The organism is Winslowiella iniecta, from assembly GCF_001267535.1.
Taxonomy (GTDB): domain Bacteria; phylum Pseudomonadota; class Gammaproteobacteria; order Enterobacterales; family Enterobacteriaceae; genus Erwinia; species Erwinia iniecta.
This window is the reverse complement of sequence record NZ_JRXE01000003.1, coordinates 177503-202973: the sequence shown is the minus strand read 5'-3', so window position 1 is coordinate 202973 and position 25471 is coordinate 177503. Positions and strand designations below refer to the sequence as shown.

The window sequence follows — 25471 nt, the reverse complement described above, 5'->3', positions numbered from 1 at the left end:
GACTGAGGAAGTTAATTCTTTACCCTCAGCCGCGAAACAGCATTTAACCTGCGGGCTTATATTTGCCGGGTAATATGCGGTTAAGCCAGTTGACTAACATGTCGCTGGCGGGAGTCATCAGCCACCAGCTCAGGCCAACCAGCACCACCGAGAGCGAACCCACGGCGATATCAGTAAACCAGTGCGCACCCGCCATCACTCGCGGCAGGCTGAAGACCACAACGATCAGCACGCCGGTCAGAAATGCCCCTTTGCTGAAATAGCGCAGCATAAAGCAGGCGAAAATAATCAGCATCATGCCGTGATCGCCAGGGAAGCTGTCGCGGGAAGCATCTTTGGCCGGAATACCGGTGATTTCACTGACGCGATGCACATTTTCAAAGTACAGGGTCGGGCTGGAGTGTTTAACCGGTAACAAATGCCCCAGCTGATTCAACACTACCGCCGTCAGCAGCATGGTGATACCAATAGCAATCAGGCGACGACGGCCTGGCGGCGTTTCGCGCAGCCAGAATTTCAGATACAGCAAACCCATCGCCAGCAATGAAACCGCGTCAAAACCACGGAAATTCGTAATCGCGATCAACCATACCAGCGGCTTGTTGGTCGCCATATGATCGTTAAACCAGAAGAAGATCGATTTATCGATGGGAAACCAAAAACCGTGGCCGGGAAGCAGATACCAGGATAAAAACAGTGCGATACCCAGGGCATTCAGACCAAGGATCGCTACCAAGCGTTTAGCATTCATAGTGATTCGATATAGGTTAAAAATAACAGCGTAGACTAAGCCAGCGTTTCTAAACGAAGCTTCAACAAGCTGGTTTGCAAATTATTCCATTCAACATCATTTTCGTGAATCAGTTCAATACGGCTATCGGGCGGCGCGGAAGCGCGCGTTTCGATCTGCAAATCCTGACCCTGACGGTTAATACTCACTAACCCTTCAGCAATGCGCAGCACGCCTTTAACCCGCGTCACTGGCGCAAGTCGAGCCCATTCCAGCAGGCCAATGGTGTCAAACACCGTATCCTGATCGAAGATCCAGCCGCAGGCATAATAGCCCTGGCCCTGATTCAGCGCCCGACGCCAGCGCGCATTATGATCGAGGCGCAGCGCCGCAAGGCCGCTTTTAGTCTGGCTGGGGGCATGATGATGCCGCGCATCAGGCAATTGTCGCAGATTGCGACGCGGCGTATCGAGTAAGGCGGGATCGATGTTGCCATATTCAGCACGGACTAACTGGCGATCCCCGAGGTATTGTTGCTGCCACTCAGCCAGTGCAGTCTGGTCAGCGGGCTGCCAGCGATCCTGTTTATTGGCGATAACAATGTCTGCCGCCGCCAGCTGATCGCGGAAGTTTTCGTTGTCAGTGACTCTGGTATCACTGAGCTGACGGGGATCGAGCAGCGTCAGGGTGGCGTTAAGCGTCAGCCACGGCTGATAGACCGCATCGGTCAGCATGGCAATCATCTGCTTAGGATGCCCCAGCCCGGTAGGCTCTATCAGCAAGCGATCGGGTTTCGCCTGCTTTAACAGCATATTCAGACCTACCTGCATCGGTAACCCATTGACGCAACACATACAGCCGCCTGGAATCTCTTTCAGTACTGCACCGCTCTCCGCCAGCAGCGCGCCATCAATACCAATTTCACCGAATTCGTTAACCAGTACGGCCCATTTTTCATTCGGCGGTTTTTGCGCCAGAAGATGCAACAACGTGGTGGTTTTTCCACTGCCCAGAAAGCCAGTAATCAGGTTCACGTTTGTCACATCTTGCTCCTCACACAGGGAAATTCTGAATAATAAATTAAAGTGTCGAATGCGGCTGCCGTTTAACTAATCAGGGAAAGAAACCAGCTACAGTTACAAGTGAGGTTAGTCAATGTGTGAGGTCAAAATGAACAGCATTCAGTCAGCCATCCTGATAATGCTTTTTGCCTCATGGACGAGCAGTGCAGTTGCCGGCAATGGCGCAGCTTCAGACTCAGGTGTTATCCACTTCCACGGTGCCATTGTTGATGGTGGCTGTGATATCAATCCACAAACAGATTTTCAACTGAAAATGTCGTGCTCTCAAAAGGGTAAGACCAGCACCAACACTGCTCCACTTAATGTTTCGCAGCAGCATGAGCTGCCATTTAACCGGGGAACCACGCAGTTCCGCTGGATCGATCACAGCAAAAAAATGGCCGTACTTACTGTAAGTTACAACTGACAGACCGATACGTCTGAGCGGTATCCGCTGCGCAATATGAATTGTTATAACATAGCAATACCGGCGATGCACGCTGTCATCGCCGATAGCAAAACGGTTACTCGCTACGGCCCATATAGCGGCGCTCCGCAATATGAATGCGAATTTTATCGCCGTTACTAAGATACTCAGGTACCTGAATCACTAAACCGGTCGCCATGGCGGCCGGTTTAGTACGTGCGCTGGCGGAAGCGCCTTTAATTCCCGGCGTGGTTTCAACGATTTCCATATCCACCGTTTGTGGCAGTTCCAGCGCCAGAATCTGGCCATCCATGGTTAATACCTGGATTCCTGGCATGCCGCCCTCAGGAATAAACAGCAACTCTTCGGCGATCTGATCCTGTTTAAAGTTGTACGGCGTGTAGTCTTCGTCATCCATAAACACATACTCATCACCATCAATATAAGAGAAGGTGACCTGACGACGGCTCAGGGAGATGGTGTCAATGATGTCGTCACCCTTAAAGCGCTCTTCGACCTTCATTCCGCTACGGATATCAGTGAAGCGCATTTTATACAGGGTTGATGCGCCGCGGGCGCTTGGGCTCTGGACTTCAATATCTTTCACCAGCAATAATTTGCCGTTGACGCTAACGGCCATGCCGCGCTTAATTTCGTTTGCTCTTGCCATCGGATAGTCTCATAAAAGCGGTGCGCTGAATTTATCGCGACAAGTTACTCGCGGCGGGGCATTCAGGCAAGATCTGCGCAGCGCAGAAAGTGAAATTTGCGGGAGAAGACGAAAGGTAAATTGTAACGGTTGTCATAGCTTTCATTATTGGCGACTGCTATTGTCGCGCTTTGCTTTGATCCTGAGTGTGCTGATGCAGTGTCGTCCTGATTGTGGTGCCTGCTGCACCGCGCCTTCTATCTCTTCGCCAATCCCCGGAATGCCCAACGGTAAGCCCGCCAATACTCCATGCATTCAGCTGGATGCGCAGCAACGTTGCAAAATCTTTGCCTCGCCGCTGCGGCCGAAAGTTTGTGCCGGATTACAGCCGGCGGCGGATATGTGCGGCAACAGCCGTCAGCAGGCGATGGTATGGCTGTTGCAGCTGGAGGCCGACACCTCTGCCTGAACCGCCTCAGGCGTCGTTAATCCGCCACATACAGTAAAGTGTGCCGAGCATCATCAGTAACGTGCAGTAAAATACCGCGTGATAACCCCAGAATTCCGCCACCACCCCGGTCAGTGAACCCGCCAGAATCCAGCCGACGCGGGTGGAATTACTGAACAGCGTCGTCGCCGCGCCTGCCTGGCCTGGCATCAGATCCTGAAAATAGAGCATGCCGATGCCCGCCAGAATGCCAATAAAGATGGCGTTCAGCGCCTGTAACAGCAGCAGCGGGATTGCGCTGTCTACCCACAATAATCCGACAAAAAACAGGAATCCTGAAAGCCCCGCGCAGCGCATCAGTGCGCGTTTGCTGAAGCGTCGGGCGCAATATCCGGCAATCAGCATCACCGGAATCTCCAGGCCAGCAGCCAGTCCCATCAGTTGTCCCGCCAGTTTTTCCGGCAGATTCAGCTCGTGTACCAGATACAGGGGCATATTAATCAGGTAAATGCCGGTGCAGGCCCACATCAGGGTGCAGCCAATAAACAGCAGCAGCGTATCGCGGCGGTGACCAATCGGTGCTTGCAGCGTCGCGGTGGTTTTTACCGCGGTTCTTTGCATCGATGGCAGCAGAAATCTGACGATCAGCGCACAGCAGACAAAAGCGAGGGCAGCGCAGGCGTACATCACCTTAAAACCAAAACCCAGCGCCAGTGCGAAGGCAATCGGTGGCCCGATCACCCATGCCAGCGAGATCTGGGCGCGCATAATCGTGGTGAACATCACGGCTTCGCGGCCGGTGCGATCGGCATGCTCCCGCGCCAGCGCAAACATTTGCGGGTTGGCGGTGGAACCAAAGCTGGAAAGCAGCACGCCGATAAACAGCAGCACAAAGTAGTTACGGTTCCAGGCAAACAGTATCGAAGCGAGAGCACCCAGCAGACAACACTGAAAGATCAACGTCCGGCGATCGCCTTTACGGTCGGATCGCGCCGCCAGCAGCTGACTGACTGCGATACCGATTACCGCACTGCCAGTGAAAAATAGCCCGACCATAAAGGGGCGTGCATGCACTTCAGTCGACAGAAACAGGCTGAGCGTCGGAGTCTGTAATGCGCCGGCAATACCGGTCAGAAAAGCCACCACCAGAAAGGCTGCCGAGCTGATATCGGGCAGGCGACGGGTGGCCGCACCAGGAGTTTGCATGAAAGATGAATTGCCTTATGAAATGAGCGGGCAATTCTACGCCTCTGATGATTTTTTAAAAAGGCGTTTCATTTGTTAAGAAAGCGATCCGGCATTTTTTGCAAAAGGCACGGGCAACTCCTGTCAGCTGAAGTTTGCTGATAGCGCTGAAGCCAGTCTGCCTTACATTCTGTCCACTTCAGCAAAATGGCAGATGCACTGTTGGCTTTTTCTGAAAAATTCCAACGAAATGTGCGTAAGGTCAAAAATCTGCTATATCACTTCCGGTAAAACTTGCCAGTAAGGAGCATGCTGTACCACACTCCTTGAAACGTTTCAGCGTTGTCTCATCAGTTTATTAGTCAGCAGATAACGCTTTTTTTCTCAATAGAGCTGAAACGATTCAATTTCGGCGGGAGAGGAGAATTATGTTCCAGCTAGATGTTAACGCTATTCACACCGGCGCCAGTGCCAGCGACAAAGAAGACGCTATCCGTCAGGTTGCTGCCGCGCTCACTGCGGCAGGCAATGTTGGCGATGCTTATGTTGATGGCATGCTTGCGCGCGAAAAACAGACCTCAACCTTTCTTGGCAATGGCATTGCGATCCCGCACGGCACCACGGACACCCGCGATCTGGTGCTGAAAACCGGGGTGCAGGTTTTCCAGTTCCCACAGGGGATTAGCTGGGGTGAGGATCAGACGGCGTATGTCGCTATTGGCATAGCTGCGCGTTCTGATGAGCATTTGGCGCTATTACGCCAGCTTACCCATGTGCTGAGCGACGACAGCGTGGCTGAACAGCTGAAAACCACCCCTTCCGCCGAAGAGTTGCGCAGCATCCTGATGGGCGAGAAGCAGGGTGCCGAATTCAAGTTTGATACCTCATTAATTGCGCTTGATGTCGCCGCCAGCGACCTGATGACGTTACAGGCACTGAATGCCGGTCGCTTGCAGCACGCAGGCGCGGTGGATGCCAGCTTTGTCAGCAGCGTGATCTCCGCTAAGCCACTTAACCTCGGTCAGGGCATCTGGCTGAATGACAGTACCGTCGGCAATCTCGGCAGTGCAGTGGCGGTCAGCCGTAGCGCCAATGCCTTTGAGGTGGCAGGCGAGAAAGCGGCAATGCTGATCACCGTCGCGGTTAACGACGAACAGCCGCTGAAGGTGCTGAACTATTTAAGCGATCTGCTGATTGATCAGAAAGCGGAACGCCTGTTAAAGGCCGATGGTCCGGGCGTGTTAGCGCTGTTAACCCGCGTCGTCGACGAGCAGGCTGAAGTGCTGACCGCAGAGTTTACTATCCGCAATGAGCATGGCTTGCATGCGCGTCCGGGTACGGCGCTGGTCAGCGTAATCAAGCAATTTAACAGTGATATCACCGTGACTAACCTTGATGGCAGCGGGAAACCGGCTAACGGACGCAGCCTGATGAAAGTGGTGGCATTAGGGGTGAAAAAAGGTCACCGCCTGCGCTTTACCGCCAGCGGTGAAGATGCGCAGCAAGCGCTGGATGCCATCGAACAAGCTATTACTTCCGGACTGGGCGAGGGGGCAGCATGAGCAGACGTGTCGCAACGATTACTCTCAATCCCGCGTATGACCTGGTGGGTTACTGCCCGGAAGTCGAGCGTGGCGAAGTTAATCTGGTGAAAACCACCGGCCTGCATGCGGCGGGTAAAGGGATTAACGTTGCCAAAGTGCTGAAAGATTTAGGTATCGACGTCACCGTCGGTGGCTTCCTCGGTAAAGAGAATCAGGATGGTTTTCAGCAGCTGTTCAGCGAGTTGGGGATTGCCAACCGCTTTCAGGTGGTGCCGGGCCGTACTCGTATTAACGTCAAGCTGACAGAGAAAGACGGTGATGTGACTGACCTGAATTTCTCCGGCTTTGACGTCAGCGGGCAGGACTGGGAGCGCTTTAGCGCCGATTCCCTGAGCTGGCTTGGCCAGTTCGATATGGTGTGCGTCAGCGGCAGTTTACCGGCAGGCGTGTCGCCGGAAGCCTTTACCGAATGGATGACCGCGCTGCGTACTCATTGCCCTTGCATCATTTTCGACAGCAGTCGTGAAGCGCTGGTCGCCGGACTAAAAGCGGCACCGTGGCTGGTTAAACCTAATCGTCGCGAGCTGGAAATCTGGGCCGGGCGTAAATTACCAACCCTACAGGATGTGATCGAAGCCGCCCATGCGCTGCGTGAGCAGGGCATTGCCCATGTGGTGATTTCCCTCGGCGCAGAAGGCGCACTGTGGGTGAATGCTTCCGGTGAGTGGATCGCCAAACCGCCAGCCTGTGAAGTGGTCAGCACCGTTGGTGCCGGTGACTCCATGGTCGGCGGCCTGATTTATGGCCTGCTGATGCGCGAGTCCAGTGAGCACACACTGCGTCTGGCAACGGCTGTGGCGGCAATGGCCGTCAGCCAAAGTAATGTAGGCGTTACCGATCGTACCCAGTTGGCCGCAATGATGGCGCGCGTCGACCTGAAACCTTTTAACTGACAGCAGGAGAGACATAATGAAAACGCTGCTGATAATTGATACTTCGCTGGGACTGGCGACCCGCTATCTGGCAAAAAATGTACTCACCGCCGCTGCGGCGAAAACCGGACTGACCCTGACGGAAAATCCGGCAGAAGCAGAGCTGGTGGCGGTAGCAGGGAATACGGTACCCGCTGACAGTGCGCTGAATGGCAAAGTTGTATGGCTGGGCAATATTGAACAGGCGCTGCGCCAGCCAGAAAGTTTTCTGGCTAATGCGCAGGCAGAAGCCAAACCCTGGCAGGCTCCGGTCGCGGTTGCAGCTCCGGCTGACGTGAGTGAAAGTGGCGGCCAGAAGCGTATTGTGGCGATAACCGCCTGTCCTACCGGCGTGGCGCACACCTTTATGGCGGCGGAAGCTATCCAGACCGAAGCGACGAAACGCGGCTGGTGGGTGAAAGTGGAAACCCGTGGCTCCGTCGGTGCCGGTAATACGATTACCGCTGAAGAAGTGGCGGCGGCCGATCTGGTGATTGTCGCAGCAGATATTGAAGTCGATCTGGCAAAATTTGCCGGTAAGCCGATGTACCGTACTTCAACCAGTCTGGCACTGAAAAAAACCGCGCAGGAACTGGATAAAGCAGTCGCTGAAGCGAGAACTTATCAGCCACAGGGCGGACAACAAGCTGCCACGGGCGAGCAGAAAAAAGAGAGCGCAGGCGCATATCGTCATCTGCTGACCGGCGTTTCTTACATGCTGCCGATGGTGGTTGCCGGTGGTCTGTGTATCGCGCTCTCCTTTGCATTTGGTATTACTGCCTTTAAGGAAGAGGGCACGCTGGCCGCAGCGCTGATGCAGATCGGTGGCGGCAGCGCGTTTGCCTTAATGGTGCCGGTGCTGGCGGGCTATATCGCTTTCTCGATTGCTGACCGTCCGGGTCTGACGCCGGGTCTGATTGGCGGTATGCTGGCGACCAGCATCAATGCCGGTTTCCTTGGCGGTATCATCGCTGGTTTTATTGCCGGTTACGCGGCCAAACTGATCAGTGGCAAAGTGAAGCTGCCGCAAAGTATGGAGGCGCTGAAACCGATTCTGATTATCCCGCTGTTTGCCAGCCTGATTACCGGCTTGCTGATGATCTATGTGGTGGGTAAACCGGTCGCCGGCATTATGTCTGGACTGACCAGCTGGCTGGCGAATATGGGCACGGCGAATGCGGTACTGCTGGGCGCGATTCTTGGCGGCATGATGTGTACCGATATGGGTGGACCGGTAAATAAAGTGGCTTATGCCTTTGGCGTTGGCTTGCTGAGTTCGCAAACCTACGCACCGATGGCGGCGATTATGGCAGCCGGTATGGTGCCACCGCTGGCGATGGGTGTGGCAACGCTGGTTGCGCGTCGTAAATTTAACAAGGGTCAGCAAGAAGGCGGTAAAGCCGCGCTGGTTCTCGGCCTGTGCTTTATCTCCGAGGGTGCGATTCCGTTTGCAGCCCGTGACCCGATGCGTGTATTGCCATGCTGTATCGTCGGTGGTGCGGTGACCGGCGCCATTTCCATGGCGGTCGGTGCCAAACTGATGGCGCCTCACGGCGGTCTGTTTGTGCTGCTGATTCCAGGTGCGATTACCCCGGTGGTCGGTTATCTGGTCGCGATTATCGCCGGTACGCTGTTAGCTGGTCTGGGTTATGCGGTGCTGAAACGACCGGAAGCCGAGCTGGCGAAAGCCTGATAAAAGTGGATAAATCAAAGGCGCGGATTTCCGCGCCTTTTTTGTTTCTGACCGATTATTGTCGATAGTTTGCCTGAATATAAACCGCATTGCCTTCGCACTTATTGGTCAGAATTTGAAAAGCCAAAAGAGTCATCGACGTATTTAACCTGTGGTTAATAATATAATAAATACAAATCATCAGTGCGGCATATGAATTCTGTTCAAATAGTCAGAGAACTTACATTTTCTATTTAATGGAATAAATAATGCGTAAATTACGAATGCTGTCACTGGCGGCTATTCTCAGCCCCCTGATTATTAGCATGCCGAATATTACACTAGCAAATAGTGTCGTGACTGACCCCCTGTGGAAAACCACACTGGATGCCCCGGTGACCAGCGTCATGGTTACGGAGGAGGGGACAGGCATTGCGGTTTATGAACAGGCCACCGCCACACCTCAAATTATGGGGTTTTATACCCTGGATAAAAATGGAAATGTCATTATAAAACAGCAAGCTGGCGGTTCATCAACCGGCGTTAAACCCGTGCTGGGTAAAGACGGCGCACTCTATCTGACATCCTTTATGCGCACGGGGGATGAAACAGGCTTTTCTTTAATCGAAAAATATTCTTCGGAAGATCATTATGCAAATAAGGATATAGTTTTTAAGAACGATAAGGTCAATTATATCCATAATATAATTTTCAGTAAGGACGATAAAAATATCTACGTTTCTGCCCTCAAGAATATTTCCGGCGGAACACCGATAAACCGCAACGTTTACGCTCTTAACAATAAGTTTAACAGTCCGGGAGAATATATCTGGACGACTCCGCTTGAAGGCGTATTCACCTTTGCAGCCATAAACGCTAACCGCAACCAGCTGTTTATCGGCACGGAGGTTCGTTTCGGTCAGGATGGTGGTTATCTGCTGGATGCGGAAACCGGAACGGCTGGGGAGCGGCAGTTATCCATTACCAACGCGAGCTTAACGATTCAGGATGAAGAGGGAAATGTCTACAGTCCACGCAACCTGATCTCGAATGAGATTGTGAAGTTTAATCCATTTAATCAGTCAACCGCGCCGGAGTGGGTCTGGCAAAACCCGGATAAAGAACTTAATAACGATCCAAGATATTATAGCTTTGGCCTTCAGAGCCAGCTTTACGAAGCCTGGGATGATGAAATTTACGCTGTGGATCGCCATACCGGTAAGGGGCTATTCCACATTTCATTGCCAGAAAGCCCGGCGCAGTCAGCCCACGGCAATCGGTTTACCGGACTGGTGATTACTGACCCGCAAACCGGCTGGGCGTACCGCAGCTATATTCGCAACAACCCGGAAGCTTCGGTCGGGGTACTCGGCTTTTCGCCAGACGGCGCTCAGGTACGGAATATTGTGGAAATTAAAGGAAACTTTAAACAGATATCCACGCCGGCTCTCTGGAATGACCGGTTTTACATCAGCGTCGACAAGGAGGTCTATGCTTACCCGCTACCTGCAACGGACGATATCGCGTCAAAACTGCTACCGCAGCTGAATATTGACGGCAATGTTTTTAGTGATACAGAGCGCCGCCAGCCGCAGCGTATCAGCTGGGAAGTGACTGACAAGAATAACCACCGGGTGGACAGCGATTCCGGCAAGCTTGAGTTTGACGGCTCCGATCCGTCGCTGCTCAATCAGTTTAGCTGGCCGCTGCTGATCGGTAATGCCATCAACCAGCAGAACGGCATGCTTAAGGCCGGTCCACAACAAAAAAACAGCGATGCTGAAATCGTCCCTGGCGCTCCGCTGGCCAGTCAGTATCTGAACTGGCTGTGGCTGCCGGAGGATAAGGTGCGCGAAGGTTATCGCGTCACGCTCACCACGCAAGCGCTGGATCACGCCCCCGTTTCTGAGTGGTCGCTTAACAGTGCCAGCCAGCAGGCGTTCCTCAGCAAGGAAGGGGATGATTTTAACGGCAAAATCATCCGCTTTACCGTTCAGCGCCCCAGTGGTGAGCAACATTATGATATTACCACCGCTGCAAAAGACCGCTTTGCTGCCGCGGCGGATATTGCCCGCAAGGTTAACGCTGCCCTCAGCGATGTTCAGCTGGGAGAAAAGCTCGCCGGTAATCAGTCCAGCATTATCTGGTCGCAGTATCGTAATAAGATTTGGGTAAAACAGGGCGTGTCGGTGAGGTATGAGGTGATAAGTCAGTAGCGGGTGTCGCCAGGAGTAGGGGAGCCGTTTTCGGCTCCCAGGAGGCCAGCCATTGATACGGGCGGCGAAGATGCCGCCCCTGTAGAAACACCAGCATCAGAAGGGCTTAATTGACAGACTTTTGTTCCGATTTTAACCAGGCAATCTCATCTTTCCAGATATCCGGATTGACGGTTTCAAGGATCATCGGAATGCCGTCGAAACGGCTGTCTTTCATCAGCCAGCTAAATACCGTTTTGCCGATATTGCCTTCGCCCAGACTGTGATGGCGGTCAACCCGGCTGTTAAATTCACTTTTGGCATCATTCAGATGCATACCGCGCAGATACTGAAAACCGACCACGCGTTCAAACTCGGCAAAGGTTTTGACACACTCTTCTTCAGTACGCAGATCGTAGCCACCGGCAAAGGCGTGGCAGGTATCGATGCAAACGCCAACCCGCGATTTATCTTCCACACCGGCGATAATTTCTGCCAGCTGCTCAAAACGGAAACCGAGGTTGCTCCCCTGTCCGGCGGTGTTTTCAATCACTGCGGTCACGCCTGCGGTTTTGTCGAGCACGATGTTAATCGACTCGGCAATGCGCTTCAGGCACTCATGCTCGTCAATCTGATGCAGGTGGCTGCCGGGATGGAAATTCAGCAGTGATAAACCCAGTTGTTCACAGCGTTGCATCTCATCGAGAAAGGCGTCGCGGGATTTTTCCAGCGCTTCTTCAACCGGATGACCGAGGTTAATCAGATAGCTGTCGTGCGGCAGGATCTGCGCTGAGCTGTAGTGATATTTTTCACAGGCCGCGCGAAACGCGGCAATCACTTCAGCACTTAGCGGTGCGGCACGCCACTGACGTTGGTTTTTGGTGAACAGCGCGAAGGCTGTGGCTTCCAGTTGGTGTGCGCGAATGACCGCCTGATCCACGCCGCCTGCTGCGCTGACGTGGGCGCCAATATATTTCATGCCGTTCTCCTGTTGGGGGTTCTGCGATACTGCAAGCGCTTATGATAACCGAAGCCACTAGCCCATCAAATGCTGAACGCCGAGATTGATCATCCCGCCACCGACGATCAGCCAGATAAACAGCAGCAACGCCATTAATAACGGACGCACGCCAGCGCGTTTCAGTGCGCTCAGGTGGGTGGTTAAGCCCAGCGCGGCCATCGCCATCGCCAGCAGTAAGGTATCCAGCTGATTAAGGCTGTTCACCAGGGAAACCGGCAGCAGATGTAAAGAGTTAAATAGCGTCACGACAATAAACAACAGGGCAAACCACGGGAACTGAATGCCGCCTTGCACCATTCCGGCCGGAGCATCGCGTCGAATCAACAGGGTGAGAAACAGCAGAAACGGTGCCAGCATCATCACGCGCAGCATTTTCGCGATCACTGCCGCATTTTCCGCGTCCGGACCAATGGCATGTCCGGCGGCCACCACTTGTGCCACTTCATGCAGGGTCGAACCGGTGAAAATACCGTACTCGTTGGCAGTTATCCCCGGTATTAGCGAGCTGACCAGCGGCCAGAGCAGCGGATAAATAAAGATCGCCAGCGTGCCGAAAATCACCACGGTGGCAATCGCCACCGCCACTTTGGCCGAATCGGCTTTGATTACCGGTTGGGTCGCCAGAATCGCGGCGGCGCCACAGATACTGCTGCCGGCACCAATTAACCAGCGGGTTTCACGGTCGAGGCCAAATACCTGGCGACCCAGCCAGCAGGCGATGGCAAAGGTGGAGCAGAGCGTCAGCACATCAATCACGATACCGCTAAGCCCGACATCAGCAATTTGCTGAAAGGTCAGGCGAAAGCCATACAGCACAATACCCAGCCTTAACAGACGCTGTTTAGCCAGTATCACGCCCGGATCGCAGGCGCGTTGCAGACGAGGATAAAGGGTGTTACCCACCAGCATGCCTGCCACAATTGCCAGTGTCAGCGCACCAAGGCCGAGCGACGCCACCGACGGCTGATTGCCGAGCCAGATAGTCGCCGCGGCAATTGTCGCCGTTAGCAGCAGCCCGGCCGCCAGTGGCGCTGGGCCAGTTTGTGGTTTAAAAAATGTGAGTTCAGCCATCAAACACCTCCTGTTTCCATGCTGTTAGTGTGGAGTGCGCTGGCTTAAAAGAGAAATTGATTATATATTTATTATTAACCGGAATAAGTGTTAAAGGCGGAGTGCAGAATGTTCAGACGCATAGTGAAATTCAAAAGTAATTTGACCATGATGTGGTACGCCTGTCGCAATCCGCAGACTCCCCTGTACATCAAAGGGTTACTGGGTGTGGTTGCGCTGTACCTGATCAGCCCGCTGGATCTCATTCCCGATGTGATTCCCGTGGTCGGCTGGCTGGATGATGCGATAGTGGTGCCGCTGGGTATCAGCATGCTGCTGAAATTACTGCCGGATGAGGTGAGGGCAGATGCCGCGATGCGCATCGACGGGCCCTCACCAGATAATAAAAGAAAGGGGCTCAGCGCCACGCTGCTGGTTATTGTGCTGCTGTGGCTGATATTGCTGGCGTATGCCATTGTTCACTGGATGTTGTAAGGAATCACGATGCATATCACATTGCGTCAGGTAGAAGTGTTTACTGAAGTACTGAAGAGTGGTTCCACCACCCAGGCTTCGCAGGTGCTGGCGCTTTCGCAATCGGCAGTCAGCGCCGCATTGGCCGATCTGGAAGGGCAGCTGGGCGTGCAATTATTTGATCGCGTCGGCAAGCGGCTGGTGGTGAACGAACATGGGCGTTTGCTTTATCCGCGGGCGGTCGGGCTGCTGGAGCAGGCCGGCGAGATCGAACAGCTGTTCCGCGAAGATAATGGTGCTATCCGGATTTATGCCAGCAGTACCATCGGCAACTATCTGCTGCCAGGCATGATTGCGGGCTATCGCCGCGATTTTCCCCATTTGCCGCTGGAGCTGAGTGTCGGCAACAGTCAGGACGTGATTAATGCGGTGGCGGATTTCCGCGTCGATGTCGGCTTGATCGAAGGGCCGTGCCATATGAGCGAACTGATCAGTGAACCCTGGCTGGAGGATGAGCTGGTGGTGTTTGCCGCGCCGGATGCGCCCTTGCTGCATCAGCCGGTGACGCTCGACAGCCTGGCAAAAATGCAGTGGATTTTGCGTGAGCGCGGCTCTGGTACGCGTGAAATTGTCGATTATCTGCTGTTATCGCATTTGCCGCAGTTTGAGCTGGCAATGGAGCTGGGTAACTCGGAAGCGATTAAACATGCGGTACGCCACGGTATGGGGATCAGCTGTTTATCGCGCCGGGTGATTGCCGACCAGCTGGAAGTGGGGTCGCTGGTGGAGGTGAAGATTCCGCTGCCGAAGCTGTCGCGCACCTTGTACCGCATTCGTCACCGGCAGAAGCATGTGTCGAAGGCGCTGTCGCGATTCCTCAGCTATTGTGTTGAGTAAATCCGCATCTTATGAAGGTTTTATCCTGCGATTACTAATGATCCCCGGCGGATTATGAAGCTAACTTATAACCTCGCGGTATCGCTATACCTGCGGGGGGGATTTGCTACAATCGCGCCTCATTTTAACCCAGGATAGCGTTAATTCATGGTTCAGGACACAAAAACAACACAACCACCTGCGTTAAGACGCGAACTGAAGGCTCGTCACCTGACGATGATCGCCATTGGCGGATCGATTGGTACCGGGCTGTTTGTTGCCTCCGGGGCAACCATTTCTCAGGCGGGCCCCGGCGGCGCGCTACTGTCTTATATGCTGATTGGCCTGATGGTTTATTTCCTGATGACCAGCCTTGGCGAGCTGGCGGCATTTATGCCGGTTTCCGGCTCTTTCTCCACTTATGGCTCCAAATACGTAGAAGAAGGTTTCGGCTTCGCGCTGGGCTGGAACTACTGGTACAACTGGGCAGTGACCATCGCCGTCGATCTGGTGGCATCACAGCTGGTGATGAACTACTGGTTCCCGGATACCCCCGGCTGGATCTGGAGTGCATTATTCCTCACGCTGATGTTCCTGCTGAACTACATCTCGGTAAAAGGTTTTGGTGAAGCGGAATACTGGTTCTCGCTGATCAAAGTGGTCACGGTGGTGCTGTTTATTGCCGTGGGCGTACTGATGATTACCGGGATTATGCGCGGCGCTGAGACGGCGGGCTGGCACAACTGGCAGGTAGGGGACGCGCCGTTCTCCGGCGGATTTGCCGCGATGATTGGTGTGGCGATGATCGTTGGCTTTTCTTTCCAGGGGACTGAGCTGATCGGTATTGCTGCTGGTGAATCCGAAGATCCGGCGAAAAATATTCCGCGCGCGGTGCGTCAGGTGTTCTGGCGTATTCTGCTGTTCTATGTGTTTGCCATTCTGATTATTAGCCTGATCATTCCGTATACCGATCCGAGCCTGCTGCGTAATGATGTGAAAGATATCAGCGTCAGTCCGTTTACGCTGGTGTTCCAGCATGCGGGTCTGTTGTCGGCGGCGGCGGTCATGAATGCGGTTATCCTTACTGCGGTGCTTTCTGCCGGCAATTCAGGCATGTACGCTTCCACACGTATGCTGTACACGCTGGCCAGCGAAGGTAAAGCGCCGCGTATTTTCGCCAAGTTATCGAAAGGCGGTGTGCCGCGCAATGCGCTGTATGCCACCACAGTGGTCGCGATGCTGTGCTTCTTTACCTCGATGTTTGGCAATCAGGAAGTTTACCTCTGGCTGCTGAATACTTCAGGCATGACCGGATTTATCGCCTGGTTGGGTATCGCCATCAGTCATTACCGCTTCCGTCGCGGCTATGTGGCGCAGGGCCATGATATTGCCGATCTGCCTTACCGTTCTGGTTTCTTCCCGCTGGGTCCGATCTTTGCCTTTGTGCTTTGTCTGATTATTACACTGGGTCAGAACTATCAGGCGTTCCTTGAAGACCGCATTGACTGGTATGGCGTCACGGCGACCTATATTGGTATTCCGTTATTCCTGCTGATCTGGTTTGGCTACAAGCTGTCACGCGGCAGCCGTTTCGTGAAGTACAGCGAGATGGAGTTTCCCAAATTTAAAGGGTAACTCATTCTGATTAATCCTTTTAAGGCGCGGTTTCCGCGCCTTTTTTGCATCCGTAAACTGTTGCTGGAAATTGCATTGATAACTATTATCATTTGCTTTATTGTTACAGCCGTTACATTTTCAGCTGTGAACAGGATGGTTCGGGTTTGAGTAACGGGAATGCCGCCAACGAAGGACGACGTTACGTACCAGGGTATAAATTTTACAATTCTCCGTATAACATTTCGGGCAGTTTGCTTTATCACTGAATTAAAACGCAGAAATAGCAGGTAGAGAATAATGAGTGTCACCCACGAGCCCATTCCGTACGCGAAGAAAAACCCCGTTCAGAGCGTAATGGGACGCTATCAACAACTGTTACGCCACCGCTTAATGATTATGGGCGTGCTGCTGCTGGCGATCCTCGCGTCGCTGGTGCTGGATTTTACGCTTGGCCCGGCCGGTTTATCGCTGGAAACCCTCTGGCACGCGTTGGTAAATCCGGAAACCGTCGATGCCGGTACCCGGGTCATCGTCTGGGATATCCGTCTGCCTTACGCCCTGATGGCAGTGGTGGTGGGAATGGCGCTCGGTCTGGCCGGCGCAGAGATGCAGACTATCCTGAATAACCCACTCGCCAGCCCGTTTACGCTCGGTGTGTCCTCGGCCGCGGCATTTGGTGCCGCGCTGGCGATTGTGCTGGGTATTGGTATTCCGGGGATTCCCGATCAGTGGTTTATCTCGGCCAACGCCTTTGTGTTTGCGCTGTTTGCCGCACTGATGCTCGATGGGGTCACGCGCTGGACGCGGGTTGCTACGTCAGGTGTGGTGCTGTTCGGTATCGCGCTGGTGTTTACCTTTAATGCGCTGGTCTCGATGATGCAGTTTATCGCCAGTGAAGATACCTTACAGGGGCTGGTGTTCTGGACCATGGGCAGCCTGGCGCGTGCCTCGTGGGAAAAACTCGGTGTGCTGACGCTGGCATTTCTGATCCTGGTACCGTTCTCGATGATGAGTTCATGGAAGCTGACAGCGTTGCGCCTCGGCGAAGATCGTGCGGTCAGTTTTGGTATCGATGTGCGCCGCTTGCGCCTCGGTACGCTGCTGCGTATCAGTATTCTGTCGGCTCTGGCAGTGGCCTTTGTCGGGCCGATTGGCTTTATTGGTCTGGTGGCACCACATATTGCGCGCATGATTTTTGGTGAAGATCACCGCTTCTATTTACCGGCCAGTGCGCTGACCGGTGCGCTGGTGCTGTCGATGGCCTCTGTCGCTTCGAAAAATCTGATTCCGGGCGTGATTATCCCGGTCGGCATCGTGACCTCACTGGTCGGCGTGCCGTTCTTCCTGAGTATTATTTTGCGTCATCGGGGGAATGTCTGATGCAGGGATTATCGATTCGCGGTTTCAATACCGGTTATCCAAAACGTCAGGTGATTGAAAACCTGAATGTGCCCTTACTGCCGCGCGGCAAAATTACCGTATTGCTCGGGCCTAACGGCTGCGGTAAGTCGACGCTGCTGCGTTCTCTGGCCGGGCTGAACCGCGCCAAGGGTGAACTGTGGCTGAATGGCGAAGAGCTGATGGCGCAGCCGTTTGCGCGGCGTGCAGACAAAGTGGTTTATCTGCCGCAGTCACTGCCAGCCGGCGTGCATCTGCACGTGCTGGAGTCGATTATTGTCGCGCAGCGTGCCTCCGGTGGCCGCAGCACCGCGACCAGCGAGAACGAAGTGATGTCGCTGCTGGAACAGCTGGGTATCGCGCATCTGGCGCTCAGTTATCTTGATCAACTTTCCGGTGGTCAGAAACAGCTGGTGGGATTAGCGCAATCGCTGATTCGTCGGCCGGAATTATTATTGCTGGATGAGCCGCTCAGCGCGCTGGATTTAAATTATCAGTTCCACGTTATGGATTTGGTACGGCGTGAAACACAGAAACGGAATATTGTTACTGTGGTGGTGGTACACGATATTAATATCGCGCTGCGTCATGGCGAGCACGTATTAATGTTGCAGAATGGTGAGTTAATTGCCGATGGTCAGCCGGAAGAGGTGATCACACCGGAAAGCCTGGCGCGTGTCTATGGGGTAAAAGGGCGCATCGAACGCTGCTCACAGGGCACGCCACAAGTACTGATTGACGGGCTGGTAGCGGAGCCGGAACCCGTACTGTAACCGCACCATCGCGTTAATTCTCTGCATTATCCGGGAGACAATAAACGTCTCCCGCTATTAAGAATATTATTCCGGAATATAACCGGAGAATTAAGCGAAGAGTTATTCGCCTTTTATTGTGAGCAATCAGCAGCCTTTGTCGCGCTGGCAATTTTTTAATTTTATTTTTGTTTATATCTCATGGAGAGAAGCATGTTCCGTTTAAATCCAGTGGTCCGTGGGGGCCTCTGTGTGTCCGCGCTCGCCTTAAGTTTCCCCCTGATGGCTGATGAAAGCGAAAAACAGTCTGAAGAGACAATGGTGGTGACCGCCTCCGCCACTGAAATCAATCTCAAAGATGCGCCTGCCAGTATCAGTGTGATCACCGCTGACGAGATTAAACGTAAACCGGTACAGAATTTGCGTGATGTGCTGCGTGACGTGCCCGGTGTTCAACTGACCGATGAAGGCGATAACCGTAAAGGCGTCAGCCTGCGCGGCCTCGACAGCAGCTATACGCTGATTCTGATTGATGGCAAACGCGTAAACTCGCGTAATGCGGTATTCCGTCATAACGATTTTGATCTTAACTGGATTCCGGCCGACGCCATCGAGCGCATCGAAGTGGTGCGCGGGCCGATGTCATCGTTATATGGCTCGGATGCGCTGGGCGGCGTGGTCAATATTATCACCCGTAAAGTGGGGAAAGCCTGGCACGGTACGCTGAGTGCGGACACCACCGTGCAGGAAAATCGCGACCGCGGCGACAGTTATAACGGTAACTTATTTGCCAGTGGCCCGCTGGTTGACGACCTGCTTGGCGTCAAAGTATTTGGCGGCGGAGGCAGGCGTGAAAAAGATAAACAACAACACTCCGACACCGCCAGCAGTGGCGAATCACCGCGCATTGAGGGCAACACGCTGCGCAACGGCAATGTCGAGTTCGCCCTGACGCCGACGGATAATCAGGATATGAACTTCGGCTACGGTTTTAACCGCCAGGATCGCAATTCAGACTCACTGAATAAAAATCGTATTGAGCGCCAGAACTACTCCATTGATCATAATGGCCGCTGGGATTTCGGCAATACCGAACTGCGCTTTTACGGTGACAAAGTGGATAATTTTACCACCAGCAAAATCACTTCAGAGAATAACTCGCTGGATGGCAAGCTGGTTCTGCCGCTGGGCGACATCAGTCAGTTACTGACCTTCGGCGGCGAATGGCGTCACGATAAATTGAGCGATCCGGTAAACCTGACCGGTGGTTCCGGCAGTAAAACCTCAGCCAGCCAATATGCGCTGTTTGTTGAAGATGAATGGCGCATGCTGGATTCGCTGGCGATGACCGCTGGCGTGCGCATGGATGACCATGAAACCTACGGCGATCACTGGAGCCCACGCGTCTATCTGGTGTACAACGCCACCGACACCATCACGGTTAAAGGCGGCTGGGCGAATGCGTTCAAAGCCCCATCGTTGCTACAGCTCAGTCCGGACTGGCAGACTAACTCCTGTCGCGGGGGCTGTTCGATCGTCGGTAGCCCGGATCTGAAACCGGAAACCAGCGAAAGCTTCGAGCTGGGTCTCTATTATGCGGGCGATGAAGGCTGGCTGGATGGCATTACAGGTAGCATTACCGCTTTCCAGAACAATGTCGACGATATGATTCATATCGCGCGCACTGCCGATCGCGAGCTGGCGAAAGATTATGCAAACTACGTCGGTGAGAAAGACGGTAAACCGGTATTCCGTTACTATAATGTCAATAAAGCGCGGATTAACGGCATCGAGACTGAGTTGAAGGTGCCGTTTGACGAGCAATGGAAATTGACGCTGAATTACACCTATTCCGACGGGCGTGATTTAAGTAATGGCGGCAATAAACCGCTGAAAGAGATGCCATTGCATACCGCTAACAGCACGCTGGACTGGGCACCGTTACAGGACTGGTCATTCTATTTTCAGGCTAATTATTCCGGTGAGCGCCGCACGCTAAACAATGATAACGCAACGCCGGGTGGTTATGTCCTGTGGAATACCGGTGCTTCCTGGCAGGCGACAAAAGCGGTGAAGTTGCGGGCAGGGGTGTTAAACCTGACCGATAAAGACCTGAGCCGCGATGATTACAGTTATAACGAAGATGGCCGCCGCTACTTCCTCGCGATGGACTATTCATTCTGATAAAAAAAAGTGAGCCGCAAACGGCTGATGCTGGTCACTTAAGCATTGCTGGCATCCTTTTTGTAGGGGCGGCGTTCTCGCCGCCCACACCGGGGGTCAGCACCCTGCATGCCATCAGGACGGGAGCCGAAAACGGCTCCCCTACAGGATTAATAATCGCCGCCGATCCCGTCAGGCAAACAAATGCTTAGCGTGGAAACGCAGATGATCCTCAACAAAACTGGCGATAAAGAAATAGCTGTGGTCATAACCCGGCTGAATACGCACGGTTAACGGCCAGCCCACCTCTTTTGCCGCTTCCTCTAAACGCTCCGGATGCAGTTGATCGGCAAGAAACTGATCGCTGTCACCCTGGTCGATTAATATCGGCAGTGGTTCGCCGCGTGCCTGACGCATCAGCCAGCAGCTGTCATACTCACGCCACGCCAGTTTGTCGTCACCCAGATAATGGGTGAAAGCCTTTTGCCCCCAGGGAACGTAGCATGGGTTCACAATCGGCGCGAACGCCGAAGCCGAGGTGAATTTCCCTGGATTGCGTAACGCCAGCATAATCGCACCGTGACCGCCCATCGAGTGACCGGTAATCGCCTGACGATTGCAGACGCTGAAGTTATCCGCAATCAGCGCCGGCAGCTCTTCATTGATGTAATCATACATGCGGAAATGCTGATCCCACGGCGCCTGAGTGGCATTCAGATAGAAACCGGCACCCTGGCCAAGATCGTAACCATCATCATTTGGCACCCCTTCACCACGCGGGCTGGTATCCGGCATCACCAGAATCAGCCCCAGTTCGGCGGCGATACGCTGTGCGCCGGATTTGGTGGTGAAGTTCTCGTCAGTACAGGTCAGTCCGGCGAGGAGGTACACCACCGGCGGTGGCGTCTCCTGCTTCGGTCCTGGCAAAAAAATGCTAAAGGTCATCGCACAGTTCAGCGTCGATGACGGATGGCGGTAGCGCTGCTGCCAGCCGCCAAACATGCGATGCTCTTCCAGTAACTCCAGCGTGGATGGCATTAATCCTCCTGATTACTTATTAAAGTGCACCACGGTACGAATCGATTTGCCTTCATGCATCAGATCAAATGCGTCATTAATCTGCTCCAGCGGCATGGTATGGGTAATAAAGTCGTTAAGCTGGAATTCGCCGTCGATATAACGCTGAACGATACCTGGCAGCTCGGAACGACCTTTAACACCACCAAAAGCGGAACCGCGCCAGACGCGACCAGTCACCAGCTGGAATGGACGGGTAGCGATCTCTTCGCCTGCACCTGCCACGCCAATAATCACTGATTCACCCCAGCCTTTATGGCAGCACTCCAGTGCGGAACGCATCACATTCACGTTACCGATACACTCGAACGAGAAGTCCACGCCGCCATCGGTCAGCTCAACGATCACGTCCTGAATGGGTTTATCGTAATCTTTCGGGTTAATCAGATCGGTTGCACCCAGTTTGGTCGCCAGATCGAACTTGCTGGTATTGATATCGATACCAATAATTCGACCCGCTTTCGCCATCTTCGCGCCGATAATCGCTGAAAGACCGATACCGCCAAGACCGAAAATCGCCACGGTATCGCCTTCTTTCACTTTCGCCGTGTTCATAACCGCACCCATACCGGTGGTGACGCCGCAGCCCAGCAGGCACACTTCTTCCAGTGGCGCTTCTTTGCTGATTTTCGCCAGTGAAATTTCCGGCAGTACGGTGTATTCAGAGAAGGTCGAGGTGCCCATATAGTGGAAAATCGGCTTGCCGTCTTTAAAGAAACGGGTGGTGCCGTCCGGCATCAGACCTTTACCCTGCGTAGAACGGATCGCCTGACACAGGTTAGTTTTGCCAGAGCGACAGAATTTACACTCGCCACACTCCGGGGTGTACAGCGGGATCACATGGTCGCCGACCGCTACGCTGGTCACGCCTTCGCCCACGGCTTCTACAATACCGCCGCCTTCGTGGCCGAGGATTGCCGGGAACACGCCTTCCGGATCTTTGCCAGAAAGGGTATAAGCATCGGTATGGCAAACGCCGGTGGCGACGATGCGCACCAGCACTTCACCTTTTTGCGGTGGCATCAGGTCCACTTCTTCAATTTTCAGTGGTTCGCCAGCGGCCCAGGCAACGGCGGCGCGTGTTTTAATCATTTCCACGGTATTTGTCCTCTGTTTAAAATTGTCCCAGGCGATCGATTTGCACCTGGTCTTATTGTGTCAATATCGTGCTCTGGTAAGTATGGACCAGATTCACGGGTTCTCGGGTTTGTCGTCAAATTGTTCAATAATCAGGTACTTCAGCGCTTCCACATTCGGTGTAAAGGCATCGCGCCGCCAGATAAGCCAGGTGGCGCTGTCGCGATACAGGGGCGGTAACGGATGTACTTTTACTCGCTCCTGACCCGGCATTTGCGACAACACTGACTGGGGAATCATCGCCAGCCCGGCACCACTGGCGACGCAGGCCATCATGCCGTGATAAGACTGGATCTCCATAATATTACCGGGCTGCACACCGCTTTCACGAAACCACGACTCAAAGCGCAGGCGGTACGAGCAGCTGAGGCGGAAGGCAAACAGTGTGTCGCCACCGGCATCGGCGGCGCTGTGGATATCGGCATGTTCCGGGCTGGAGATCAGCACCATCTGCTCACGGAATGAGATGCAGCCGTTCAGCTCGTCATACGGCACCGGGCCATCCACCAGCGCAGCGGCCAGCGTACCGGCGCGCACGCGTTCGATAATTTCACCGGAAGTGCCGGTAATCAGCGACAGCGCTACCGCCGGATAGCGTTGATGATAGGCGGCCAGTAGCGCCGGCAGGCGGGTGGCGGCGGTGCTTTCCATCGAACCGAGGGAAAAATTACCCGCCGGTTCGCCGGTGCGCGTCATACTGAGCGCTTCTTCACTGAGAGCCAGAATGCGCTGGGCATAACAGAGAAAGTTATGGCCCATTGGCGACAGGCGCAGTCGCTGCTTTTCACGGATAAACAGATCGGTACCCAGTTCCTGCTCCAGCTGGCGCAGGCGTGTTGTCAGGTTTGATGGCACACGATGCAGTTGTTCAGCCGCGCGCGCAACCGAGCCGGTTTCGGCTACCGAACAAAACATGCGTAACTGGGTTAAATCCATCTATTCACATCCCGTAAGTAAGTTGCTTATGATTATTCACTTTCCGTGAGTTTAACCAGCGTGCATGATACTGGCAACCGTTTTAATGGGTTGACCGCAAAATGATTCGAATAAGGTCAGCGCAAACCGAGAAAATTAAGGAGACCGATATGGCACTGCGCGTCGCATTAAGCGCATTTTTATCACTGGTGGTGGCAATGGGCATCGGCCGCTTTGCTTTTACCCCGCAAGTTCCGCTGATGATTAACGAGCATCAGCTGACATTAACCAGCGCCGGGCTGGTGGCGGCGTTTAACTATCTCGGTTATCTGTGTGGATCTTTCGATGCCATGCGCGCCAGCCGCAGGGTAGAGTGGCGACTGAAAGCCGGAGTGTGGGGCGCGGTGATCCTGACGTTGCTCTCGGCCTGCGTTGACGGCCCATGGTGGCACGGCATACTGCGTTTTATGATTGGCTGGGCCAGCGGCTGGGCGATGGTGCTGGTCGCGGCGTGGAGCAATGAACAGTTGCTGCATCATGGTCGTCCGGGGTTGTCGGCGGCAGTGTTCGCCGGGCCGGGCACCGGGATTTTTATCAGTGGTATGCTGGCGGTGTTGCTGCATGCGCTGAACGTCAGCGCCGCTTTTGCCTGGGGCGCGTATGGGCTGCTGGCACTGGTGCTGATTTCGCTGATCGCGAGAAATTTGCCGCGTAGCGGTCAGCTGCATCGCCCGGAGAGTGCGCCGCAACCGCTGGTGCTGACGCCGCAGCTGAAGCGGCTGGTGCTGAGTTACAGTCTGGCAGGCTTTGGCTATATTCTGCCGGCGACATTTTTATCGCAAATGGCCGCTGAACGCTTTCCAGACAGCGCCTTTGCCCAGTTTGTCTGGCCGATTTTCGGCGGCGCGGCGGTGATCGGTATCGGTTTGGGAATTATTACCCGCCGCTACTCATCGACCCACCGGCGTCTGGCACTGACGCTCTGGGCGCAGGCAATCGGGGTTTTCGCTGCTGATGTGATCCCCGGCATGAGCGGGCTGGTGATTGGCGCGGCGCTGGTGGGCGGCGGTTTCCTGTGTGTCGTTCAGCTCTCATTGCAGTATGGTCGCGAACTGGCACCCGAACACGCGCGTTATCTGGCAGGGTTACTGACCACCGGTTACGCGATTGGTCAGCTGGTTGGACCGATGCTGTCAGCCGTCTCGACGATGCTGACGCACCAGCTGGAACCGGCGCTGTATGTGGCAGGAACCGGGTTGGCGATTGCCGGATTACTGGTGTTTCGCCAGGGTAAATGAAACTGTTTCACTGCGATTTAAATTGATTCACTGGATAAACCGGGCGGAGTGTTCCAGAATACGCGCTCAGAAAACTGGCCGCCTGATGAATCGTTGCATCAGGCGGGTGAAACACCTGCTGGAGAAAACATCAAGATGGCTACGTTAAGTCAGGAAGCGGCCCTGGTCCATGAAGCGCTGCTCGCGCGTGGGCTGGAAACCCCATTACGCTCGCCAGCGCGTGAAATGGATGACGAAACGCGCAAGAACCTGATTACCGGTCATATGACTGAAATCATGAAGTTGCTGAATCTGGATCTGGAAGATGACAGCCTGGCGGAAACGCCGCATCGTATTGCGAAAATGTATGTCGATGAAGTGTTTTCCGGCCTGGATTACGCCAACTTCCCAAAGATTACCGTTATCGAAAACAAAATGAAGGTCGACGAAATGGTGACGGTGCGTGATATCACCCTGACCAGCACCTGTGAACACCATTTTGTGATTATCGACGGTAAAGCTACCGTGGCGTATATCCCGAAAGAGAAAGTGATTGGCTTATCGAAGATCAACCGCATCGTGCAGTTCTTCTCTTCACGTCCGCAGGTACAGGAACGTCTGACGCAACAGATTTTAGTGGCGCTGCAAACCCTGCTCGGCACCAGCAATGTCGCCGTGTCGATTGACGCGGTGCATTACTGTGTCAAAGCGCGCGGTATCCGCGATGCCACCAGCGCCACCACCACCACCTCACTGGGTGGCCTGTTTAAATCCAGCCAGAATACCCGGCAGGAGTTTCTGCGCGCGGTGCGTCATAGCTGATAGGCAGTTT

23 protein-coding genes are annotated in these 25471 nt (G+C 54.0%); 14 read left to right on the top strand and 9 right to left on the bottom strand.

Annotated features, from left to right (window positions below; translation table 11 throughout):
- Positions 1 to 43 precede the first annotated feature (43 nt).
- Together NG42_RS03165 and NG42_RS03160 are read right to left on the bottom strand one after the other, a co-directional pair.
- Positions 44 to 751 (bottom strand): phosphatase PAP2 family protein, encoded by a 708-nt coding sequence (locus NG42_RS03165; RefSeq protein ID WP_052897760.1) that lies wholly within the window; start codon positions 749 to 751, stop codon positions 44 to 46.
- A gap of 35 nt (positions 752 to 786) precedes the next feature.
- Positions 787 to 1773, bottom strand: coding sequence for a CobW family GTP-binding protein (locus NG42_RS03160; protein ID WP_052897758.1), 987 nt, complete (start codon positions 1771 to 1773; stop codon positions 787 to 789).
- Positions 1774 to 1900: 127 nt separating this feature from the next.
- Here NG42_RS03160 and NG42_RS03155 point away from each other — a divergent pair, with 127 nt between their 5' ends.
- Entirely contained in the window at positions 1901 to 2218 is a 318-nt protein-coding gene (locus NG42_RS03155; protein ID WP_156322226.1) for a hypothetical protein, read from the top strand.
- A 97-nt stretch (positions 2219 to 2315) separates the two neighbouring features.
- On the opposite strand, the gene yeiP is transcribed toward NG42_RS03155, so the two are convergent.
- Complete coding sequence (yeiP, locus tag NG42_RS03150; protein ID WP_052897756.1) at positions 2316 to 2888, bottom strand: elongation factor P-like protein YeiP; 573 nt, start codon at positions 2886 to 2888, stop codon at positions 2316 to 2318.
- A gap of 193 nt (positions 2889 to 3081) precedes the next feature.
- On the opposite strand from yeiP, the gene NG42_RS03145 reads away from it, so the two are divergent.
- Positions 3082 to 3336: a YkgJ family cysteine cluster protein gene (locus NG42_RS03145; RefSeq protein WP_072133282.1), complete on the top strand. Its 255-nt coding sequence runs from the start codon at positions 3082 to 3084 to the stop codon at positions 3334 to 3336.
- Between the two features lie 6 nt (positions 3337 to 3342).
- Here NG42_RS03145 and NG42_RS03140 read toward each other — a convergent pair whose 3' ends face one another.
- Positions 3343 to 4521 (bottom strand): sugar efflux transporter, encoded by a 1179-nt coding sequence (locus tag NG42_RS03140; protein WP_052897752.1) that lies wholly within the window; start codon positions 4519 to 4521, stop codon positions 3343 to 3345.
- A gap of 407 nt (positions 4522 to 4928) precedes the next feature.
- Between NG42_RS03140 and fruB the strand changes: the two genes are divergently transcribed.
- The 4 genes from fruB (at position 4929) to NG42_RS03120 (ending at position 10903) form a co-directional block, all read left to right on the top strand.
- Positions 4929 to 6062, top strand: coding sequence for a fused PTS fructose transporter subunit IIA/HPr protein (gene fruB, locus NG42_RS03135; protein WP_052897750.1), 1134 nt, complete (start codon positions 4929 to 4931; stop codon positions 6060 to 6062).
- Positions 6059 to 6997, top strand: a complete 939-nt coding sequence (gene fruK / locus NG42_RS03130; protein ID WP_052897748.1) for a 1-phosphofructokinase — start codon at positions 6059 to 6061, stop codon at positions 6995 to 6997. The genes fruB and fruK overlap by 4 nt, the downstream gene beginning before the upstream one ends.
- Before the next feature lie 16 nt (positions 6998 to 7013).
- Positions 7014 to 8708 (top strand): PTS fructose transporter subunit IIBC, encoded by a 1695-nt coding sequence (gene fruA, locus NG42_RS03125; RefSeq protein ID WP_052897746.1) that lies wholly within the window; start codon positions 7014 to 7016, stop codon positions 8706 to 8708.
- Positions 8709 to 8956: 248 nt separating this feature from the next.
- Positions 8957 to 10903, top strand: coding sequence for a hypothetical protein (locus NG42_RS03120; protein ID WP_052897744.1), 1947 nt, complete (start codon positions 8957 to 8959; stop codon positions 10901 to 10903).
- A 106-nt stretch (positions 10904 to 11009) separates the two neighbouring features.
- On the opposite strand, the gene nfo is transcribed toward NG42_RS03120, so the two are convergent.
- Both nfo and NG42_RS03110 read right to left on the bottom strand, forming a co-directional pair.
- On the bottom strand, positions 11010 to 11861 hold the full coding sequence (nfo, locus tag NG42_RS03115; protein WP_052897742.1) for a deoxyribonuclease IV: 852 nt from the start codon (positions 11859 to 11861) through the stop codon (positions 11010 to 11012).
- Positions 11862 to 11918: 57 nt separating this feature from the next.
- Positions 11919 to 12974, bottom strand: coding sequence for a YeiH family putative sulfate export transporter (locus NG42_RS03110; RefSeq protein WP_052897740.1), 1056 nt, complete (start codon positions 12972 to 12974; stop codon positions 11919 to 11921).
- A 108-nt stretch (positions 12975 to 13082) separates the two neighbouring features.
- On the opposite strand from NG42_RS03110, the gene NG42_RS03105 reads away from it, so the two are divergent.
- From NG42_RS03105 to cirA, 6 genes are all read left to right on the top strand, one after another.
- Positions 13083 to 13448, top strand: a complete 366-nt coding sequence (locus NG42_RS03105) for a YkvA family protein (RefSeq protein ID WP_052897738.1) — start codon at positions 13083 to 13085, stop codon at positions 13446 to 13448.
- 9 nt (positions 13449 to 13457) lie between these two features.
- A complete protein-coding gene (gene yieE / locus NG42_RS03100; RefSeq protein WP_052897736.1) occupies positions 13458 to 14324 on the top strand; it encodes a DNA-binding transcriptional regulator YeiE in 867 nt (288 codons plus the stop codon).
- A 147-nt stretch (positions 14325 to 14471) separates the two neighbouring features.
- Positions 14472 to 15938 carry an amino acid permease gene (locus tag NG42_RS03095; protein ID WP_052897734.1) on the top strand — a complete coding sequence of 489 codons (1467 nt, stop codon included), beginning with the start codon at positions 14472 to 14474 and terminating at the stop codon, positions 15936 to 15938.
- A 279-nt stretch (positions 15939 to 16217) separates the two neighbouring features.
- Complete coding sequence (locus NG42_RS03090; protein ID WP_052897732.1) at positions 16218 to 17300, top strand: FecCD family ABC transporter permease; 1083 nt, start codon at positions 16218 to 16220, stop codon at positions 17298 to 17300.
- Positions 17300 to 18091: an ABC transporter ATP-binding protein gene (locus NG42_RS03085; protein WP_052897730.1), complete on the top strand. Its 792-nt coding sequence runs from the start codon at positions 17300 to 17302 to the stop codon at positions 18089 to 18091. Before NG42_RS03090 ends, NG42_RS03085 begins: the two co-directional genes overlap by 1 nt.
- 192 nt (positions 18092 to 18283) lie before the next feature.
- Entirely contained in the window at positions 18284 to 20254 is a 1971-nt protein-coding gene (gene cirA, locus NG42_RS03080) for a catecholate siderophore receptor CirA (RefSeq protein ID WP_052897728.1), read from the top strand.
- Positions 20255 to 20425: 171 nt separating this feature from the next.
- Here the strand turns inward: cirA and fghA are convergent, their stop codons facing one another.
- The 3 genes from fghA to ptrR form a co-directional block, all read right to left on the bottom strand.
- Positions 20426 to 21271, bottom strand: a complete 846-nt coding sequence (gene fghA, locus NG42_RS03075) for an S-formylglutathione hydrolase (RefSeq protein ID WP_052897726.1) — start codon at positions 21269 to 21271, stop codon at positions 20426 to 20428.
- A 12-nt stretch (positions 21272 to 21283) separates the two neighbouring features.
- The gene (locus NG42_RS03070) at positions 21284 to 22408 is read right to left on the bottom strand and encodes an S-(hydroxymethyl)glutathione dehydrogenase/class III alcohol dehydrogenase (RefSeq protein WP_052897724.1); all 1125 of its coding nucleotides are present in this window, start codon (positions 22406 to 22408) and stop codon (positions 21284 to 21286) included.
- A 93-nt stretch (positions 22409 to 22501) separates the two neighbouring features.
- Positions 22502 to 23383: a putrescine utilization regulator PtrR gene (gene ptrR / locus NG42_RS03065; protein WP_052897722.1), complete on the bottom strand. Its 882-nt coding sequence runs from the start codon at positions 23381 to 23383 to the stop codon at positions 22502 to 22504.
- 149 nt (positions 23384 to 23532) lie between these two features.
- Between ptrR and NG42_RS03060 the strand changes: the two genes are divergently transcribed.
- Positions 23533 to 24660 carry a YbfB/YjiJ family MFS transporter gene (locus tag NG42_RS03060; RefSeq protein WP_052897720.1) on the top strand — a complete coding sequence of 376 codons (1128 nt, stop codon included), beginning with the start codon at positions 23533 to 23535 and terminating at the stop codon, positions 24658 to 24660.
- A 135-nt stretch (positions 24661 to 24795) separates the two neighbouring features.
- Positions 24796 to 25461 carry a GTP cyclohydrolase I FolE gene (gene folE, locus NG42_RS03055; protein ID WP_052897802.1) on the top strand — a complete coding sequence of 222 codons (666 nt, stop codon included), beginning with the start codon at positions 24796 to 24798 and terminating at the stop codon, positions 25459 to 25461.
- Positions 25462 to 25471: the final 10 nt, after the last annotated feature.